The organism is Citrobacter sp. Cpo147, assembly GCF_030332405.1.
GTDB lineage: Bacteria > Pseudomonadota > Gammaproteobacteria > Enterobacterales > Enterobacteriaceae > Citrobacter > Citrobacter portucalensis.
On record NZ_JAOWHX010000030.1, the window covers coordinates 763,870 to 783,328 of the forward strand.

At 52.0% G+C, this 19,459-nt stretch carries 12 protein-coding genes; 4 read left to right on the forward strand and 8 right to left on the reverse strand.

Translation table 11 applies throughout. The features are described from left to right. Positions 1–7: 7 nt before the first annotated feature. Complete coding sequence (gene pepN, locus OGY06_RS06365) at positions 8–2,620, reverse strand: aminopeptidase N (RefSeq protein WP_218667519.1); 2,613 nt, start codon at positions 2,618–2,620, stop codon at positions 8–10. Between the two features lie 266 nt (positions 2,621–2,886). Here pepN and pncB point away from each other — a divergent pair, with 266 nt between their 5' ends. The 4 genes from pncB (at position 2,887) to aspC (ending at position 8,707) form a co-directional block, all read left to right on the forward strand. After that, on the forward strand, positions 2,887–4,089 hold the full coding sequence (pncB, locus tag OGY06_RS06370) for a nicotinate phosphoribosyltransferase (protein ID WP_003836860.1): 1,203 nt from the start codon (positions 2,887–2,889) through the stop codon (positions 4,087–4,089). Positions 4,090–4,255: 166 nt separating this feature from the next. Continuing rightward, entirely contained in the window at positions 4,256–5,656 is a 1,401-nt protein-coding gene (gene asnS, locus OGY06_RS06375) for an asparagine--tRNA ligase (protein ID WP_020996514.1), read from the forward strand. Between the two features lie 600 nt (positions 5,657–6,256). Next, positions 6,257–7,333 (forward strand): porin OmpF, encoded by a 1,077-nt coding sequence (ompF, locus tag OGY06_RS06380; protein WP_003831952.1) that lies wholly within the window; start codon positions 6,257–6,259, stop codon positions 7,331–7,333. A gap of 183 nt (positions 7,334–7,516) precedes the next feature. After that, the gene (aspC, locus tag OGY06_RS06385) at positions 7,517–8,707 is read left to right on the forward strand and encodes an aspartate transaminase (RefSeq protein WP_286604972.1); all 1,191 of its coding nucleotides are present in this window, start codon (positions 7,517–7,519) and stop codon (positions 8,705–8,707) included. A 53-nt stretch (positions 8,708–8,760) separates the two neighbouring features. On the opposite strand, the gene OGY06_RS06390 is transcribed toward aspC, so the two are convergent. From OGY06_RS06390 to cmoM, 7 genes are all read right to left on the reverse strand, one after another. Continuing rightward, positions 8,761–9,408 carry an MBL fold metallo-hydrolase gene (locus OGY06_RS06390; protein ID WP_003831949.1) on the reverse strand — a complete coding sequence of 216 codons (648 nt, stop codon included), beginning with the start codon at positions 9,406–9,408 and terminating at the stop codon, positions 8,761–8,763. A gap of 28 nt (positions 9,409–9,436) precedes the next feature. After that, complete coding sequence (mepK, locus tag OGY06_RS06395) at positions 9,437–9,985, reverse strand: peptidoglycan L,D-endopeptidase MepK (RefSeq protein ID WP_003831948.1); 549 nt, start codon at positions 9,983–9,985, stop codon at positions 9,437–9,439. A gap of 177 nt (positions 9,986–10,162) precedes the next feature. Then, the gene (gene ldtD, locus OGY06_RS06400; protein ID WP_155848021.1) at positions 10,163–11,914 is read right to left on the reverse strand and encodes a L,D-transpeptidase; all 1,752 of its coding nucleotides are present in this window, start codon (positions 11,912–11,914) and stop codon (positions 10,163–10,165) included. Positions 11,915–12,181: 267 nt separating this feature from the next. Then, a complete protein-coding gene (gene mukB / locus OGY06_RS06405) occupies positions 12,182–16,642 on the reverse strand; it encodes a chromosome partition protein MukB (protein ID WP_003831942.1) in 4,461 nt (1,486 codons plus the stop codon). Further along, positions 16,642–17,346 carry a chromosome partition protein MukE gene (gene mukE / locus OGY06_RS06410; RefSeq protein WP_003035809.1) on the reverse strand — a complete coding sequence of 235 codons (705 nt, stop codon included), beginning with the start codon at positions 17,344–17,346 and terminating at the stop codon, positions 16,642–16,644. Before mukE ends, mukB begins: the two co-directional genes overlap by 1 nt. After that, positions 17,327–18,649 carry a chromosome partition protein MukF gene (gene mukF, locus OGY06_RS06415; RefSeq protein ID WP_003831939.1) on the reverse strand — a complete coding sequence of 441 codons (1,323 nt, stop codon included), beginning with the start codon at positions 18,647–18,649 and terminating at the stop codon, positions 17,327–17,329. Before mukF ends, mukE begins: the two co-directional genes overlap by 20 nt. After that, positions 18,642–19,445: a tRNA uridine 5-oxyacetic acid(34) methyltransferase CmoM gene (gene cmoM / locus OGY06_RS06420; protein WP_003035803.1), complete on the reverse strand. Its 804-nt coding sequence runs from the start codon at positions 19,443–19,445 to the stop codon at positions 18,642–18,644. The genes mukF and cmoM overlap by 8 nt, the downstream gene beginning before the upstream one ends. Positions 19,446–19,459 lie beyond the last annotated feature (14 nt).

Below are 19,459 nucleotides of genomic sequence, written 5' to 3' on the forward strand. Positions count from 1 at the left end.
AATATTATCAGGCTAACGCTTTAGAAATCTTCTCGAACAGATCGCCTGAGAGATTCTCCAGACCTTTCAGCTGTTCCAGCGCCGCACGCATTTTCGCCTGACGTTTTGCATCATAACGTTTTAAGCGAATCAGCGGCTCAATCAGACGTGACGCCACCTGCGGGTTACGACTATTAAGCTCAGTCAACATGTCGACCAGGAACTGATATCCACTACCATCTTCCGCATGGAATGCCGCCGGGTTGCTACCTGCAAAGGCACCGATCAGCGAACGGATTCGGTTCGGGTTACTCATACTGAAAGAGCGATGCTTCAGCAGGCCGCGTACGGTTTCCAGCACGTTTTTCGCCGGGCTGGTGGATTGCAGGATAAACCATTTGTCCATCACCAGACCGTCATGATGCCACTTATCATCATACTCTTGCATTAGCGCGTCGCGACATGGCAGCTGCGCCGCTACTGCCGCGGATAGCGCCGCCAGCGCATCGGTCATATTGTTCGCTTCACGATACTGCTTGCTTACCAGCGTGTCAGCCAGATGGGTTTCGCCAAAGGCCAGGAAACGCAGGCAGGCGTTACGCAGCGTACGCTTGCCAATATCGGCATGCTCAACGCGGTACTCATCAAGATGATTAGCGTTATAGATGGCGAGGAATTCATCTGCCAGTTCGGCCGCCAGCGTGCGGGTTAATGCTTCGCGTACTTCGGTTATCGCCACCGGATCGATGATGTCGAACAGTTCAGCTATTTCATTTACTGAAGGCAGCGTCAGGATCTCTGCCGCCAGCGCCGGATCGATTTTCTCATCCAGTAAAATTGCGCGGAATGCATCAGCCACGTGTACCGGCAGCGACAGCGGTTGTCCCTGCTGATGACGGGCAACGTTAAGCTTAATATAGGTCGCCAGCAGGCTTTGCGCCGCGTCCCAACGAGAGAAATCGTTACGCGCATGACGCATCAGGAAGGTCAGCTGCTGATCGCTCCATTTGTATTCCAGTTTTACCGGCGCGGAGAATTCGCACAGCAGCGCCGGAACCGGCTGGAAGTAGACGTTATCAAAGACAAACGTCTGCTCTGCCTGGGTGACGTTGAGTACAGAATTCACCGGGTGCCCGCCTTTTTGTAGCGGGATCACTTTCCCTTCGTTGTCATACAACTCGAGGGCGAAAGGAATATGCAGCGGCTGTTTTTCGGCCTGATCCGGCGTGGCCGGCGTGCGCTGGCTGATCGTCAGCGTGTACTGCTCAGTTGACGGATTGTAGTCATCACGCACGGTCAGAATCGGCGTACCGGACTGACTGTACCAGCGGCGGAAATGGGAGAGATCAACGTTAGAAGCATCTTCCATCGCCTGCACGAAATCATCACAGGTTGCAGCACTGCCGTCATGACGCTCAAAGTACAATTGCATCCCTTTCTGGAAGTTAGCCTCACCGAGCAGGGTGTGGATCATACGAATCACTTCAGCGCCCTTTTCATACACGGTCAGGGTATAGAAGTTGTTCATTTCAATGACCATATCCGGACGGATAGGATGCGCCATCGGGCTGGCATCTTCAGCAAACTGCAGACCACGCATGGTGCGCACATTGCTGATGCGGTTTACCGCGCGTGAGCCGAGATCGGAACTGAACTCTTGATCGCGGAACACGGTTAAGCCTTCTTTCAGGCTCAACTGGAACCAGTCACGGCAGGTCACACGGTTGCCGGTCCAGTTGTGAAAATACTCATGACCGATAACGCGCTCAATATCGAGGTAGTCTTTATCAGTGGCGGTATCGGTACGTGCCAGCACATATTTGGAGTTAAAGATGTTCAGACCTTTATTCTCCATCGCGCCCATATTGAAGAAATCCACGGCGACAATCATATAGATGTCGAGGTCATACTCGAGGCCAAAGCGCTCTTCATCCCATTTCATGGAGTTTTTCAGCGAGGTCATCGCCCACGGCGCGCGATCCAGATTACCGCGATCGACGTAAAGTTCCAGCGCCACTTCACGCCCGGAACGGGTAGTAAAAGTGTCGCGCAGGACGTCAAAATCACCGGCCACCAGCGCAAACAAATAGCACGGTTTCGGGAACGGATCCTGCCACTGTACCCAGTGACGACCATTTTCCAGTTCGCCCTGCGCCACACGGTTACCGTTGGAGAGCAGGAACGGATATTGGGTTTTATCGGCGATAATTTTGGTGGTAAAACGCGCCAGAACATCGGGTCTGTCGAGATACCAGGTAATATGGCGGAACCCTTCCGCTTCACACTGGGTGCACAGCGCTTCGCCAGACTTGTACAGCCCTTCCAGCGCGGTATTGGCCGCCGGGCTAATTTCATTCACGATATGCAGCGTAAAACGTTCCGGCAACTGACTAATGACCAGAGCGCCCTCTTCTTCTTTATACTCTGTCCACGGCTCGTCGTTCACGTGGATCGACACCAGGGTCAGATCTTCGCCATTCAGGCGCAGGGGCACATCGGACGCGCCATGACGGACAGCCTGGCTCACTGCGGTGACCACGGTTTTTTCAGCATCCAGGTCAAAGGTCAAGTCAATATCAGTAATCTGGTAATCCGGCGCACGATAGTCGTGACGGTATTTGGCTTGTGGCTGTTGTGTCATAAAAAAACCTTTAGCATCTTTAATAGAGTCTCGGCTTCAGTCTATTCCTGTTGCGTAAATCGCGCTACGCAGAATGTTCATCTTTTCAGGCACAAACACCCTTTTTGCTACATTTTCATAACACGTGGCACGAATTGCCCTCGACCAGAAAGAGAGCTTATGGTGTGATCGGGGTTCAATAAATCGCTAAACAGGGTATACTCCAGCGGTTTTCTTAGTTGTTTATTGTACTAAACGCTCCCGTGAGAGGATGCTACTGCGCACCTATGACACAATTCGCTTCTCCTGTTCTGCACTCGCTGCTGGATACAGACGCTTATAAGTTGCATATGCAGCAAGCCGTTTTTCACCACTACTACGATGTACAAGTAGCGGCTGAATTTCGTTGCCGTGGCGATGACCTGCTCGGTATTTATGCCGATTCTATTCGTGAGCAGGTGAATGCTATGCAGCACCTGCGACTGCAGGAGGATGAGTACCAGTGGCTCTCCGGCCTGCCTTTCTTTAAAGCTGATTACCTTACCTGGTTACGTGATTTCCGCTATAACCCGGAACAGGTTTGCGTCACCAATGATAACGGCAAGCTAAACATCCGCTTAACCGGTCCGTGGCGTGAAGTGATCATGTGGGAAGTCCCGCTGTTAGCGGTGATTAGCGAACTGGTACACCGTTACCGTTCACCTGAATCAGGCGTCCCGCAGGCACTCGATGAGCTGGAAAGCAAACTAGTAGAATTCTCTGCTTTAACGAAAGATGTCGATATGTCTCGCTTCCATTTGATGGATTTCGGTACGCGTCGTCGTTTTTCGCGCGAAGTACAGCAGGCTATCGTTAAACGCCTGCAGCAAGAGCCCTGGTTTGTTGGCACCAGTAACTACGATCTGGCCCGCCGCCTGTCATTAACCCCAATGGGTACGCAGGCGCATGAGTGGTTCCAGGCTCATCAGCAAATCAGTCCAGAACTTGCCACCAGCCAGCGCGTAGCCCTGGCAGCCTGGTTAAATGAATACCCTGATCAACTCGGCATTGCATTAACCGATTGCATCACCATGGACGCATTTTTACGCGACTTTGGCGTTGAGTTTGCTACCCGCTATCAGGGTCTACGCCATGACTCAGGCGATCCGGTGGAATGGGGTGAAAAAGCCATCGCCCATTATGAAAAACTGGGGATTGATCCGCTGAGCAAAACGCTGGTCTTCTCAGATAATCTCGATCTGAAAAAAGCGATTGAACTCTACCGCCACTTCTCTTCCCGCGTACAGTTGAGTTTTGGTATTGGGACACGGCTAACATGCGACATTCCGCAGGTTAAGCCACTCAATATTGTGATCAAGCTGGTGGAATGTAACGGCAAACCGGTGGCGAAGTTATCTGACAGCCCGGGTAAAACCATCTGCCACGATAAAGCATTTGTTCGTGCACTGCGCAAAGCCTTCGATCTCCCGCATATCAAAAAAGCCAGTTAAGCCTTCCAGGGAGCCATTTTGGCTCCCTTTTTCGCGTTTATTTCCGAAATCTTTCACTCCAGCTACGAATTCTGCTTGTCTGATTGCAGATGCCAGGTAACATAGGTATCCCCCCATTACGGGTGGACATGTGTTTATATATCCGACTATTAACAGAGAGAATATTATGAGCGTTGTGCCTGTAGCCGACGTACTCCAGGGCCGCGTAGCCGTTGACAGCGAAGTCACCGTGCGCGGATGGGTGCGTACCCGCCGAGATTCAAAAGCTGGCATCTCCTTCCTCGCCGTTTATGACGGTTCCTGCTTTGATCCTGTACAGGCCGTCATCAATAATTCTCTGCCCAATTACAATCAGGACGTACTGCGCCTGACGACGGGTTGTTCAGTTATCGTAACGGGTAAAGTCGTTGCGTCTCCTGGACAAGGACAGAGCTTTGAAATTCAGGCCACTGAGGTTGAAGTAACGGGCTGGGTTGAAGATCCTGACACTTACCCAATGGCAGCTAAGCGTCACAGCATTGAGTATCTGCGTGAAGTGGCGCACATGCGTCCGCGTACCAACATGATTGGTGCGGTAGCGCGTGTACGTCATACGCTGGCGCAGGCTCTGCATCGTTTCTTCCACGAGCAGGGTTTCTTTTGGGTATCGACTCCGTTGATCACCGCTTCCGATACAGAAGGTGCCGGTGAAATGTTCCGTGTTTCTACGCTGGATCTGGAAAACCTGCCGCGTAATGATCAGGGTAAAGTCGATTTCGACAAAGACTTCTTTGGTAAAGAGGCCTTCCTGACCGTTTCCGGTCAGCTGAACGGTGAAACCTACGCCTGCGCCCTGTCTAAAATTTATACTTTTGGCCCGACGTTCCGTGCAGAAAACTCTAACACCAGTCGTCACCTGGCAGAGTTCTGGATGCTGGAACCAGAAGTAGCTTTTGCTGACCTGAACGATGTTGCAGGCCTGGCTGAAGCGATGCTGAAGTACGCGTTTAAAGCCGTACTCGCAGAGCGTGCGGATGATATGAAATTCTTCGCTGAACGTGTCGACAAGGACGCGATTTCACGCCTGGAACGTTTCATTGACGCTGACTTCGCGCAGGTGGATTACACCGACGCGGTAAGCATTCTGGAAAAATGCGGTAAACAGTTCGAAAACCCAGTTTACTGGGGTGTGGATCTGTCTTCTGAGCATGAACGTTACCTTGCTGAAGAGCACTTTAAAGCGCCGGTGGTAGTGAAAAACTACCCGAAAGATATCAAAGCGTTTTATATGCGCCTTAACGAAGACGGTAAAACCGTTGCTGCAATGGACGTACTGGCCCCGGGAATCGGTGAAATCATCGGTGGTTCTCAGCGTGAAGAGCGCCTGGACGTGCTGGATGCCCGTATGCTGGAAATGGGTCTGAACAAAGAGGATTACTGGTGGTATCGCGACCTGCGTCGCTACGGTACCGTTCCGCATTCCGGCTTCGGATTGGGCTTCGAGCGTCTGATCGCTTACGTCACCGGCGTACAGAACGTCCGTGATGTTATTCCGTTCCCGCGTACTCCACGTAACGCCACCTTCTAAACGTGCGTTATTGTTTTGAAGGCCAGCATTGCTGGCCTTTTTTATACCCTTTTCGTGTTATCTGGATACCCATCTCACGTTAAACACAACCTTTCAATCTCCTCCACCTGTTACGTAATATTTCATCGCAATACATTTGCACAAAAAATAATCAGCAATTTTATTGTGGATTAGCATTTTCTGATTAAATAGTACATTTTTCAGCCTCTCGCACGGCACTCCAGACGTCCAAAAATCGTTACCTGTAAAATCCTAACTTTCCGGCAGAACGGAGAAAAAATGACCTTAGCAAAATTAAACATAAGAAAATCATATAAATAGAAATAAAAACGAGAATTTTAAGCGCAGGGGCATCCGAAGTTTGACGCCGTTCACAAAGTTGCACAAAAATAACATTTTGTTACGTATTTTTTCTTTTTGAAACCAAATCTTTATATTTGTAGCACTTTGACGGTAGCGAAACGGTAGTTTGAATGGAAAGATGCCTGTCAGACACATAAAGACACCAAACTCTCATCAATAGTTCCGTAAATTTTGATTGACGGAATTTATTGGCGGCAGTGGCAGGTGTCATATAAAAACCGATGAGGGTAATAAATAATGATGAAGCGCAATATTCTGGCAGTGGTTATCCCTGCTCTGCTGGTAGCCGGGGCAGCTAACGCTGCAGAAGTTTATAACAAAGATGGCAACAAAGTAGACGTATACGGTAAAGCCGTTGGTCTGCATTATTTTTCCAAGCACAACGGTGATAACGCCTACGCTGCTAACGGCGATCAGACATATGCCCGTCTTGGTTTCAAAGGGGAAACTCAGATTAACGACCAACTGACCGGTTACGGCCAGTGGGAATACCAGTTCAGCGGCAATAACGCAGAAGGCGGTGACGATGCCCAGAAAGGCAACAAAACCCGTCTGGCGTTTGCTGGTTTGAAATTTGGTGACGCAGGCTCCTTCGATTACGGTCGTAACTACGGCGTTGTATACGATGCTCTGGGTTACACCGATATGCTGCCAGAATTCGGTGGTGATACCGCTGCTTCTGACCAGTTCTTCTCCCAGCGTAACGGCGGTCTCGCAACCTACCGTAACTCTAACTTCTTCGGTCTGGTTGAAGGCCTGAACTTCGCAGTACAGTACCTGGGTAAAAACGAACGCTCTAGCAGCCCAACCCGTTCTAACGGCGACGGCGTTGGCGGTTCCGTAAGCTACGAAATGGATGGTTTCGGTATCGTCGGTGCTTACGGTGCAGCTGACCGTACCAACGCGCAAGAGCAGCTGGCCTATGGCCGCGGCGCGAAAGCTGAGCAGTGGGCGACCGGTGTTAAGTACGATGCGAACAACATTTACCTGGCAGCGAACTACAGCGAAACCCGTAACGCAACCCGTATCTCTAACGGTTATGCTAACAAAACTGAAGACGTGTTGTTGGTTGCTCAGTACCAGTTCGACTTCGGCCTGCGTCCGTCCCTCGCCTATACCAAATCTAAAGGTAAGGACATCGAAGGAATCGGCGACGTAGATCTGGTGAACTACTTCGAAGTGGGTGCGACTTACTACTTCAACAAAAACATGTCCACCTATGTTGATTACATCATCAACCAGATCGATTCTGACAACAAACTGGGCGTAGGCTCTGACGACACCGTTGCAGTGGGTATCGTTTACCAGTTCTAATAGCAGACCTCTTTGTTAAATGCCTAAAAAACAGGACTTCGGTCCTGTTTTTTTATATCTGCTAGCGGATTCTTGCGTCTTAAAAAAACACCTCAGCTTTTCGTCAGTAACGGTTGGCATTTTGTAAATCTACCGTTAACCTGATAGCGGACTTCCCTTCTGTAATCACTATGGAACCTCGTCATGTTTGAGAACATTACTGCCGCTCCTGCCGACCCCATTTTGGGTCTGGCTGATTTGTTTCGTGCCGATGACCGCCCTGGAAAAATAAACCTGGGGATCGGTGTATATAAAGATGAGACAGGCAAAACGCCGGTACTGACCAGCGTTAAAAAAGCCGAGCAATATATACTGGAAAATGAATCCACCAAAAATTACCTTGGCATTGACGGTATTCCAGAGTTTGGTCGCTGCACTCAGGAATTACTGTTTGGTAAAGAAAGTTCGCTGATCAACGATAAGCGTGCACGTACCGCACAAACCCCTGGCGGCACTGGTGCACTGCGTGTGGCAGCTGATTTCCTGGCAAAAAATACGTCGGCTAAACGCGTATGGGTGAGCAATCCAAGCTGGCCGAACCATAAGAGCGTCTTTAACTCTGCAGGCCTGGAAGTTTGTGAATACAACTATTACGATGCAGCAAACCACTCGTTAGATTTTGATGCGCTGCTGGCAAGCCTCAGCGAAGCGCAGGCTGGCGACGTGGTGCTATTCCACGGCTGCTGCCATAACCCTACCGGTATCGATCCTACGCTGGAACAGTGGCAAACGCTGGCTCAGATGTCTGTCGAAAAAGGTTGGTTACCGCTGTTTGACTTCGCATACCAGGGCTTTGCCCGTGGCCTGGAAGAAGATGCAGAAGGTCTGCGCGCATTTGCGGCTCTGCACAAAGAGCTGATCGTTGCCAGCTCCTACTCCAAGAACTTTGGACTGTACAATGAGCGTGTAGGCGCCTGTACGCTGGTTGCTGCCGATGCTGAAACCGTTGACCGTGCGTTCAGCCAGATGAAATCAGCTATTCGCGCTAACTATTCCAACCCACCAGCACACGGTGCATCCGTAGTGGCCACGATTCTGAGCAACGACGCGCTGCGTGCCATCTGGGAACAGGAACTGACTGATATGCGCCAGCGCATTCAGCGCATGCGTTTACTGTTTGTGAATACGTTGCAAGAGAAAGGTGCAAACCGCGATTTCAGCTTTATCATCAAACAGAACGGCATGTTCTCGTTTAGCGGCCTGACCAAAGAGCAGGTTCTGCGTCTGCGTGAAGAGTTTGGTGTCTACGCTGTCGCTTCCGGTCGCGTAAACGTGGCAGGAATGACGCCAGACAACATGGCGCCACTGTGCGAAGCGATTGTCGCAGTACTGTAATCTATCGCGCACAAAAAAGGCCGCAAACGCGGCCTTTTTATTTATTAAACGAATTACCAGACAGGCATTTCATCTTGCAGGAACGGGTTATGTAAGCGTTCATTACCCAGCGTAGAGAGTGGGCCGTGACCCGGAATAAACGTTACGTCATCGCCTAACGGCAATAGTTTACGTTTAATCGAATCGATTAGTTGGCTGTGATCACCGCGCGGGAAATCGCTGCGCCCTACGCCACCTTTGAAAATCACGTCACCAGAAATCAGTAACTTTGATTGCTCATCAAAGAAGACCACATGTCCCGGTGTATGACCTGGACAATGCAGAACCTGTAACGTCACGTTGCCAACGCTTATCCGGTCACCTTCATTCAACCAGCGATCGGGCGTCAGCGGCTCACAATCTCCCAGGCCAAACATGCGGCTCTGAGCAGGGAGTCCCTGTAACCAGAACTCATCTTCTTTTTCCGGACCAATAACCGGTACACCATAATGTTGTGCCAGTTCAGCCGCCGCTCCAACATGGTCAAGATGACCGTGAGTAAGCAGGATCTGCATTAGCGTCAGACCGCTGGCATCCACTTCCTGTTTGATTTTCTCGGCATCGCCGCCGGGATCGACCAGCGCGGCCAGACGAGTCTGCTCACACCAGATTAGCGAGCAGTTCTGGGCGAATGCAGTGACCGGAATAATACGATAGTTCATACAGCTCCTGTTTCATTAAGCTTATGGATCACCAGTGCCGTGCAGGGCCGGTGTCAATATGCACAAAGTTACTGCTGGGGTAGTATCCTACACCACCTGCGCGCATAGATAACGCAGCTTTGCGAATATTACTTAATGCGATGCCTTCAATATGGAAATCCATGGCCTGACCTTTAGTGTGGTAGCTTTTCTTGGCCACACCGCGGCTACGTGCACGGAGTTCATTATTGGTATCGATAGAGCGATAGCCTGAAATCAGCTGTACGGGTTTACGCGTGCCCAGCAGGCCCTGCAGACGGAAGAGTTGATCAAACAGTCCCGGGTCAATGGATTTCACTTTATTGGCCCGAAAATCACGGAAAAAGTGGTTAAGTTTTGCTAATTCGTCCTGAATATAGCCCCTGCCATCAAAAAACTCTGCTTTTATTGACTCACCGGTATGCAGGTTATTCAGAGTCAATATACGCGGACGTGGGGTAGAGAGTGTTGCAAACGCAGGCGTAGGCAAGATGGCAGCGCCGAGGGCAATACCACCAAGCGCCAGCAGTTTGCGGCGATTAGCGTCAAATTTGTCCATGGTATTAAGGTCTACAAGGTCAATGTTATCGTATGTATGCTCTAGCGCACGCGGGAAACCTTATCTGGCTAAGTAGTCCACGTCAAGGCTCCCAACCCCAGGAAATACGGGGCTCACAGCCATTTTGCCCCGTTTCCAGCATAACTTACGACAATCATTTTCCTCGAACTGCTTCATTTATCTGATTAATTGCTCGGCTTTTGACACAATTTGTGCGCTGGATCGCGCTGTCAGATCGTAATTGTAAATATCTGTACGATACTGCGTACGCCCATCAGGGCCGACAAATGCGGTCAGATAGTAGAGGTTGACCGGAATATTCTGGCGAATATTCACATACCGCGTATCCCCTTGCTTCAGGGCATCCGAGATGCGCGTATCATTCCAACCCGCATCCTGTAGCAGCATATTCGCCAGCTCAGATGCCTTGTTCACACGCACGCATCCGGAGCTTAACGCCCGCGTATCTTTCTGGAACAGATTGTGGTTCGGCGTATCGTGCAGATAAATAGCGTCCGAACTCGGCATATTGAATTTATAGCGTCCTAGCGAGTTACGTGCGCCCGGAGCCTGCTGAAAGCGGAACGGCAGATTGGACGCAGTGATGGTCGCCCAGTCAACCTGCCACGGATCTATCGTCTCTTTACTGTTCCAGCCGCGCATTACGGTATAGCCGTGACGTTCAAGATATCCCGGATCATTCCATAACTTAGGCAGAATATCTTTACGTGCCAGCGTCGGCGGAACGTTCCACGGTGGGTTAACGACCACGTTATTCAGCGCACTGCTCATCATCGGCGTTTTACGATCGGGACGCCCGACAATAACTCGCGAGGCCAGCACCTGATTGCCATTCTGATAATAAACCAGCGAATAGGCAGGAATGTTCACCATGATACCGGTAGACAGCTCACTCGGCAGCAGGCGCAAGCGCTGAATATTTAACGCTAGCACGCCCGCACGCTGAGCAGGCGTCACGTTCAGCCAGTCACGTGTGGCTGGGCCAATCGCGCCATCTGCGCCAAGTCCCTGCCACGTCTGAAAACGCTTTACCGCATCAACCAATTCACGATCGTAGGTACCACGCCCTTCTTTGCCAGACGTACTGACGGCAGGCTCCAGCATCCCGGTTCGACGCAAAATTTCACGCAGCGCGGGGATGTCATTACTCCACTCCCCCGGACGCAGCGTTGCTGTACTGGTGAGTTGCGGCCAGGGACGTGAATCGCCCACCAGCTTGAGCAGTGATTCATGCATGGCTGCATACTGCGGATGTTGAGGCGAAAGGCTGGCCACAAATGAAGTCAGTTGACCGTTATCCAGTGCGACCTGCCACTGGTTGATGACGGAAATCGGCGGTGTCGTTAGCGCATAGGGCTTATCGCTGTAAAGCCAGCGATTACCTTTGACAGGGATGTTAGCGATAAAGTGCAAATACCCCATCATCGCATCAGAGAGCACGATGTCTCTCGCCTGACCGGTTACTGCCGGGTCAGTCAGAAGTGCAACCCAGGTAGTGAACTGCGGCTGAAAGCCGGCAATTGCGATCTCGGCTAACTGTTGCTGAAATGCCTTTACCGCATCACGATTTTCCCACATCGGCTTCATTTCGCGTGCGGCATACAGCAGTTCCAACTGGCTCATGTAAACCGGCGTATAACCTGCTGGCAGTTGAGAGTGTATTTCGGCGCGGGCTTTATCGACAGACACGCCTTCTGGCAGCGGTTGAATACCCGCCATGATAGCCGTCGCAGAAGATTGAACCTGCGGCTGCGATAACGCTGTTGGCTGTTCACTGACGGTCGCAGAGCTATCGCCAGGGATCATTTCAGGCTCATCGGCCTGCGCATTGAACAGTGGAGCGAATGTTACGGCCAGGCACAAACTGATTGCCGACAGCCGACGACCACACATTTTATTAAGCAACATCCCTTGCCCCCTGTTTTCTTTATCATACTCTGAATAGCCAGGCCGTCTGTATTCCCCTTTATTTTGACGAGGGTCGGACCTGTAAAACGCCAATACAAACTGAAGTATGACGAGCAAGCCAGTGACGCGTTAGGCTCACCTTTAGTATATAAACATCAAAAACTTTTTGCCTAACCTAATGTAAAGAAGTCTAAAGAAATTACACCAGGCATGAAGTCTTTTCGGAAAAAGATAAGGCGGCCATGTAGCCGCCTTTTTACTTATTACTTAGCTTGCCTGCGAGGAGGCATCTTCAGTCCCCGGCAGCGGTTCCGGTAACTGTGGCGCAAATCCGCGCAGCCCCACCACGTGAACGTGTTCAGTGTTCTGGAAGACTTTACGCACCAGTTTGTAGGTGGTGCCTTTCTCTGGGCTGATGTTTTCCGGCGCAGCGATAATCAGCTGCATCTGCAAACGCTCACACAGCTCAAACAAGGTCGCAATAGAACGCGCATCGAGTCGTGCAGCTTCATCAAGGAACAGCAGGCGGCAAGGAGAGATATCTTTCCCGCGCAATCTGCGGCCTTCATCTTCCCAGCTTTGCACCACCATCACCAGAATAGACATCCCGGTCCCGATCGCTTCCCCCGTTGACAACGCACCAGACTCAGCACGCAGCCAGCCGTCAGAGCCACGGTTAACCTCAACTTCCATTTCCAGATAGTTACGATAATCCAGCAGCTCTTCACCAATGGTTTGCGGCGTGCGTTGCCCCATGTCTATCTGCGGATTCAGACGCTGATACAGCTTCGCCAGCGCTTCTGAGAAGGTCAGGCGATTGCTGTTAAACAGATCCTGATGCTGTTCATGCTGCTCTGAAAGTACGTCCAGCAAGGTAGCATGTGTTTCACGCACATTGACGTTCAGGCGAACGCTGTTGACCTGGCCAAACGACACGCTTTGCAGCCCCTGGTTCAGCATGCGAATACGGTTCTGTTCACGCTGAATAGTCTTACGAATAATGTTCGCCACGCTGCGTGAGCTGATCGCCAGCTTCTGTTCGCGTGAGGTTAACTCTTCCGTCAGACGGCTCAGCTCGATCTCCATCTGTTCAATGGCTTCAACCGGATCGTCGGTACGAATAATATCCTGGCGAATACGTTCGCGCAGATGCTGGTAAACCGCGACGAAGAACTGAATTTTACGCTCTGGACGTTTTGGATCTTCAGACAGACGCAACACATCGCGCAGGTGCTCGTTATCTGCAACCGCCAGACGTAGCGCACCGAGCGCCTTATCCGACATCGAACGCAGTTCGTCACCGGAAAGATAGGCCAACTCGCGACGGTGCAGACGACGTTCTACACCGTTATCTTTCACCATCCGCATGACTGCACACCAGCCGGCTTTGGCGGTGACTACTTGCTCGCGCATTTCATGATAATCACGTTCCAGCTTGCGCAGTCTGCGGGTCAAGTTTTCCATCTCCGCTTCGCAGAAGGTCAGCGCTTTCTCAAGTTGGTTGCGGCGTGCACGGTTGTTGCTGAGCTGCGCATGCAGTTCGTCACGGCGGATACGCGCGCGCTCTTCAGCACCGCTGTCCGCACGAACGCCGATATCCTGCAGTTCACGTTGTAAATCGTTAAGCAGCTCTTTTTTGGTGTCATAAGAGCTTTTTAGCGATGCCATCACCTGGTTGTACTGGCTTAACTGTGCGGCGTGGCTGCGCAGCGCTTCACGAGCGCGGGTACGTTCGGCTTCCGCCTGTTCCAGGCGTTCACGCAATTTTTCGTTCAGATCGCTATTGCCGCTCAGCATTTCGGCTGAGTCGGAATAACTAAAGTGCGCCCGACGCTGTACGACTTCGGTCAGCGCAAAAGCCTGCTGACGCGCATCGCGCTGCATCTGCTGGGAATACGCATAGTCTTCCTTCAGCTGTTCAAACTGCTCAGGGTCATTTTGCAGAACCGAAACGATAGGTTCCAGTTTCGCCAACTGATTGCCATGTTGCTGTACAAAACGCGCGGCTTCCTGAGCTTCATCCAGACGCTCGCGAATTTCGTCAACGCGATCGGCCAGCGTATCATCTGCCAGCAGATTCAAGCGCGGCAGCAGGCGGTTCAGCGCAGAGACGCCCTCTTTCGCCTGTTCAAACTGCATACGGCTTTGCTGGTTATCATTTTCATGATTGGTCAGCGCACGTTCCAGTTCAACGCGACGGCTATTCAGCTGGCGAATTTCCGCTTCTGGATCGGCTTCAAACGCCACCGACAGATGGCTGCCGATAAAGCGACTGAACGCCTGATGCAGACGTTGGGTTTTCTGGACGTCAAAGGAGAGCGTGGCGAAACGTTCAGACAGCCCTTCACGCTCGGCATGCAGGGTTTCGATACGGCTTTCACGTGCTGCACGCCCAAAAATAGGCACCGTCGGGAAGCGAGAATAACGCCACTGACGCTCGGCAGTTTTCACCACCACCGCATTTTCCAGTTCATCAACGCTGAAGACGCTGTCATCAAACGACTGCGGATCCCCTTCGATGAAATAGAGATCTTCCGGGCAATCCGTCAGCCCTTCAAGCTGTTCGGTAATCAGCGACAGATCCGGTACCACAATGGCATGGCGCGAAGGACCGTACAACGCAGAGAAGTACGGTGCATCTTCAAGGCTAACGTCATCATAAATTTCTGACAGCAGCACGCCGCCAAAGCGTTCCGCTAGCGCGTTCAGACGCTGATCTTCCGCCCCGCCCGGCTGACTTAAACGTTCAATCTCTTCATCAACCGCATTTTTACGTGCACCGACTTCATCACGCTCAACAATGGCCTCACGCTCGCGCTCCAGCAATTGTTGCAGATACTCGGTCACATCCTGGCTGGAGGTAAACTCTTCCCCACACTGCTCGCTAAGCTGGTTCAGGCTATTTTGCGCAGCCAGCCAGACGGGTGCCCGTTTCATCAAATGCTGAATACGGGATTGTAGCTGTTCCTGCTCCTGACGCAGCGTCATACGCTGTTCGCTGGCAGACGAGACGCTGTCCGACAAGGCGGCGATGCGCGCTTCCAGCTCCTGGTGCAGTGCTTCCAGCTCCTCGATATCGAACTGTTTACCCTGTCGCTTGCAGAATTCGGCCAGCAGACGCTCGGCGTCCTGCTGTTCGCGCAGACGCTGCTCCAGTTCGCTCAGTCGCATACGCAACGGCTGAACCTGTTCTGCCAGGTGGCGCTGTTCCACGCCTTCGCGCAGCAGTTCACGCGCCACGCTCCAGGCTTCACCGCGCGCCAGCGGGCCGTTGATCGCCGCCACCAGCTGATAAGCCTGTTCGAACTGGCTATGCGCGGTTTGCGCCACGCTCATTTTTTGTTCTAGCGTCAGCAGCTTTTCAGTGGCTTCCTGCTCTTTGGCCTGGAAAGTCTCCAGCCATTCGGCGGCGCTGTCGGCTGTCAGATCCGGTAGGTGGCAGAGCTCTTTCGCCCGATTTAGGGCCTGGATCGCCTGAGTATACTGGATGGCTCGCGTTTGCTGGACGTCCAGCGCTTGCTGGTAATCGGCAAGCTGGCTTTTCAGCTCATCCACTTCCAGCTCAGCGGCTTCCGCACGGGCTTCGTTTTCATCCTGGCGGTCAACGGCTTCCGCGACCACCTCGTTTTGTTCTTCCAGACGGACCTGCAGTTCTTCGAGATCCGCCTCATAGCGTTCAATTTTTTCCTGTTGACGCAGCGCGGTTTGCACCAGATTCAGGTGATCGCTCGCGGCCTGGTAATCAGCTTCCAGATCACCTTCCGCACCGTTGTGCTCACCCAATTCACGTGCCATATCCACGTGTTTGTACTGCTCTGCCGCCAGCTGCTTGCGCGAGGTATACAGTTCACGACGATATTCCAGTGCTTTATCCAGATGGATACGGCGTTCGTTGGCGTGGCGCATATAATCCGCGGCCACATAGTTGGTCGCTTCGCTGATTAAATGCTTAAACAGGTCGCGGTCAGACTGGGTTACGCGAATCGCTTCCAGCGTCATACGGTTTTCACGCAGCGCGGCTTCCATATCCTGGAACGCTTTACGTACGCCGCTGTTTTCCGGCAGCAGGTAGTCACGAAGTGAACGGGTAATGGCGCTGGAGATCCCGCCGTACAGCGAGGCTTCAATCAGACGGTAGAATTTACTACGATCGGACGCGGAGCGCAGACGACGGGCAATGATGCCCAGATCGAACATCAACGAGTGATAATCGGTTATTGAGTTGAACTGCTTAAACTGCACGCCTTCCATCTCATCAAGCTTCTCTTTCAGCTCAGGTAGAGACAGTACGCGCGCCTGGCGTTCGTTCAGCGTTTCCGTCACCAGTTGGGTTGGCTGTACCGACATCGGCAGCCCCTGAATGGCAAACGGTTTGATATCCACTTTGCGATCGCGACCAGCAACCTGTTGCAGACGCACACCCACGACCACGCGCTGATGACGCGAGTTGAGGACGTCGAGCATTGAATAACAAACCCCTGCTTTCAGCTTACCGTGCAGGCCTTTATCACGTGAACCGCTGGTTGCACCGGCTTCGGTGGTGTTACGGAAATGCAGCAGGGTTAAGTCCGGAATGAGCGCCGTAACAAATGCCGCCATGGTGGTGGATTTACCCGCACCGTTACCACCGGACAGCGTGGTGACCAGCTCATCGAGATCAAACGTACGGGCAAAAAAACCATTCCAGTTAATCAGCGTAAGTGAGCGAAATTTACCGCGTTCAATCATTATTCTTCTTCTCCACTGTCCGGCTGATTCTCTTCGGGCTCATCGTTAAGCTGCAGACGGTTCTCGACCGCCATCGCTTCACCATCACGAATTAAGCGACGCTGTGCTTCACGCGGATCGTCGCCGCTACGCACATCCGCGCCAAAGCGGAAGACAGATTCCGTAATACGGAATTTGCTGCTGTCGTGGCCCAGAAACCACACCATGCCTAAGCGGCGCAAGCGGTTGAGCGAAGAACGCACTTTTTCCTGTAGCTTCTGGCGGTCAACGTCAGAACCGGTTGAACGGTTGTTCACCAGCTTCAGTAACTTCGCTTCGTCTGCCAGCGTTAGCAGCTCGTCGTACAGCTCTTGCTGGGTAAAAATCCCTTCGTTCGCCAGGCGTTCCGGGCTGAGATAGAGATAGCAAAGAATTTTACCCACCATCATGTCCAGTTCAGACAGGACCGAACGCGGAATGAGCGTCGTTGAACGCGGACGAAGGTAGAAGAACCCTTCCGGCGCACGGATCAATTCCACGTTATAGCGGCTGTAAAACTCTTCAAAATATTCCTGAAAATCCATCAGGAAGGCATGATTATCCAGTTCATCCAGACCGATATGGCGGCCCGAACGTAAGGCGCTATCCAGCGCAGGAAATAACGGATTCGCCAGCGCCTGCGCCAGCTTTACCGGCATCACTTGTTCAATATTTGTCAATGACATGCGCCTGTACCTTGGCTCCGTAATCATTAATCGGCTGCCATTTGGCTGGCAGTCCGGTGAAGTCTGCTTGCGCTACGCCAAGGCGTACCGCCTGATCGATAACAATACGCGCGACGTCGAAATGACGCGCACGTGGGTATTGCGCCAGATACTCGCGCACTACCAAACCGAGATCCAGTGGTGTTTGTCTGGATTTGTAGATAGCCAGCTGTTCTTCGATGATCGCCGCCAGCTGCTCACGGATCTCGTTAAATTCTTCATATTCCAGATCTTCCGGAAGTTCACCGGTGACCTCTTCGTCACGCAGCACCATCTCCTCGTCACGCATATCCAGCAGACGATCGGCGTTGGCATAGGTCAGCGCCCATGGGTCGTCAAAGTAGGTCTGCACGGACTGACGCAGACGCTGGGCGAAGACGCGGTTTTTATCCATATCGATCGCGGTACGGATAAATTTATGAACGTGACGATCGTAGCCGATCCACAAGTCAATGGACTGCTGGCCCCAGCTAATAATGCGGTCGAGCTTGCTTTGTAAATCAAACACCAGCCGATCGACAAAATGCAAATCGTCATGCGTCATCGTGGCGTCCTGGATGCGTAACAGGTTAGCCTGCAGCTTATCCCCTGCCGCTTCCAGCGTATCTTGCAGCTCACGCAGCGTACCAGATGTTTCTGACAGCAGCATTTCACAGCTGGAAATCGCCGCCCGCCAGTCTTTGTTTAGCAACTGTGCGATGTCGTCTTTTACCTGCTGCTGCTGTTCATCCATGATGCGCTGGGTCAGATCGATACTGTCGAAAATCTCCGCCACCGAGTATTTCAATGGCGCATAGACGTTGCGATGCCAGTGGAACTCATCACCACCTTCCGCTGCCGCATCCGCCGCGCGCTTCAGTTCGCCTGCTACAATTGACAACTGCATAGAAAGACGCAGCGTAGAGAATTCGCGCTGACGAATATAGTAATCTGTGATGCCAATCCCGAGCGGCGTTAAACGGTAAATGGCGTTGCCTTCAGCCTGCTCGCTGGTAAAGCGGTTCAGCAGACGTTGACGCACCATATCGTTGATCGCGTTGTTGGCGCGGACGCCGATGGTTTCGCTGGTTTGCTCAAACGCATCACTAACATGGCGGAACGCATCCACCAGTTCACCTTCACTCATCTCACCGTCAAGTCGCTCACCGTTCAATGTGGCGACCGCCAGCAGGAACGAAAGTCTGTCTACCGGCAGAGAGATGGAGAAGTCATTTTTTCTGGCCCAGGCAACCAGTTCGGGGACTGTCTGGGAAAATTCACTCATAGGTTATCCTTGCATCTGCGGCTCGGGCCGGACGTTTAATCGCGGTGACATGAATATAGCGCCCAAGGCTGATATACGGTTCCTGGCGGCAATAACGTGTTTCTATTTCTGTTAAAGCATCAAAACAGTCATGCTGTTTTTGTTTATCACGCAGATAATCATGAAACACCCTCACGCCCGTTTTTCCGGTTATCTCCCAGCCAATCTCCTCCAGCCAGCCATAGACCTGCTGAGGGTCGCGCGGAAAATCGGGAGACAACGTGCGCCGTTTCTTTTTATACATTCCCTGCTGTACATAGCCGAAATTACCGACCAACACATTACGCATCAACAGACCGTTTGCATTGTAGAACATCAGCGATAAAGCACCGCCCGGGCGTAACATCGACCACAATGTTTTTAAGACGGCTTGCGGATCGGCCACCCATTCCAGCACAGCATGAAACAATATCAGATCAACCTGAGAATCCAAATGCTGTGGGATGTCCTGAGCGGCACAATGTATAAAATGCATGTTGTCGCTCACACCTTGCTCTTCTGCCGCCCGTTGCGCTCGCGCCACCATCTCAGCAGAAAGATCGCACAAGGTGACGTGATGGCCCCGCTGCGCCATCAGAATGGCTGTCTGCCCTTCTCCGCCACCCGCATCAAGCACACGCAAAGTTTGGCCCGCATAGTCGGCAAGAAGTTTGTCCAGATCCTGCCAGAGGATCGTCTGACGAAGCTGACCTTTGGTGGTGCCGTAAATGTTACGGGAAAACTTCTCTGCAATGTCATCAAAATTGCGATCCCGCATCGGGCTCTCCACAT

Bases quoted from the DNA above. Each gene is read 5' to 3' on its own strand.
- pepN (WP_218667519.1), bottom strand. From the start codon at position 2,620: ATGACACAACAGCCACAAGCCAAATACCGTCACGACTATCGTGCGCCG.
- pncB (WP_003836860.1), top strand. From the start codon at position 2,887: ATGACACAATTCGCTTCTCCTGTTCTGCACTCGCTGCTGGATACAGAC.
- asnS (WP_020996514.1), top strand. From the start codon at position 4,256: ATGAGCGTTGTGCCTGTAGCCGACGTACTCCAGGGCCGCGTAGCCGTT.
- ompF (WP_003831952.1), top strand. From the start codon at position 6,257: ATGATGAAGCGCAATATTCTGGCAGTGGTTATCCCTGCTCTGCTGGTA.
- aspC (WP_286604972.1), top strand. From the start codon at position 7,517: ATGTTTGAGAACATTACTGCCGCTCCTGCCGACCCCATTTTGGGTCTG.
- OGY06_RS06390 (WP_003831949.1), bottom strand. From the start codon at position 9,408: ATGAACTATCGTATTATTCCGGTCACTGCATTCGCCCAGAACTGCTCG.
- mepK (WP_003831948.1), bottom strand. From the start codon at position 9,985: ATGGACAAATTTGACGCTAATCGCCGCAAACTGCTGGCGCTTGGTGGT.
- ldtD (WP_155848021.1), bottom strand. From the start codon at position 11,914: ATGTTGCTTAATAAAATGTGTGGTCGTCGGCTGTCGGCAATCAGTTTG.
- mukB (WP_003831942.1), bottom strand. From the start codon at position 16,642: ATGATTGAACGCGGTAAATTTCGCTCACTTACGCTGATTAACTGGAAT.
- mukE (WP_003035809.1), bottom strand. From the start codon at position 17,346: ATGTCATTGACAAATATTGAACAAGTGATGCCGGTAAAGCTGGCGCAG.
- mukF (WP_003831939.1), bottom strand. From the start codon at position 18,649: ATGAGTGAATTTTCCCAGACAGTCCCCGAACTGGTTGCCTGGGCCAGA.
- cmoM (WP_003035803.1), bottom strand. From the start codon at position 19,445: ATGCGGGATCGCAATTTTGATGACATTGCAGAGAAGTTTTCCCGTAAC.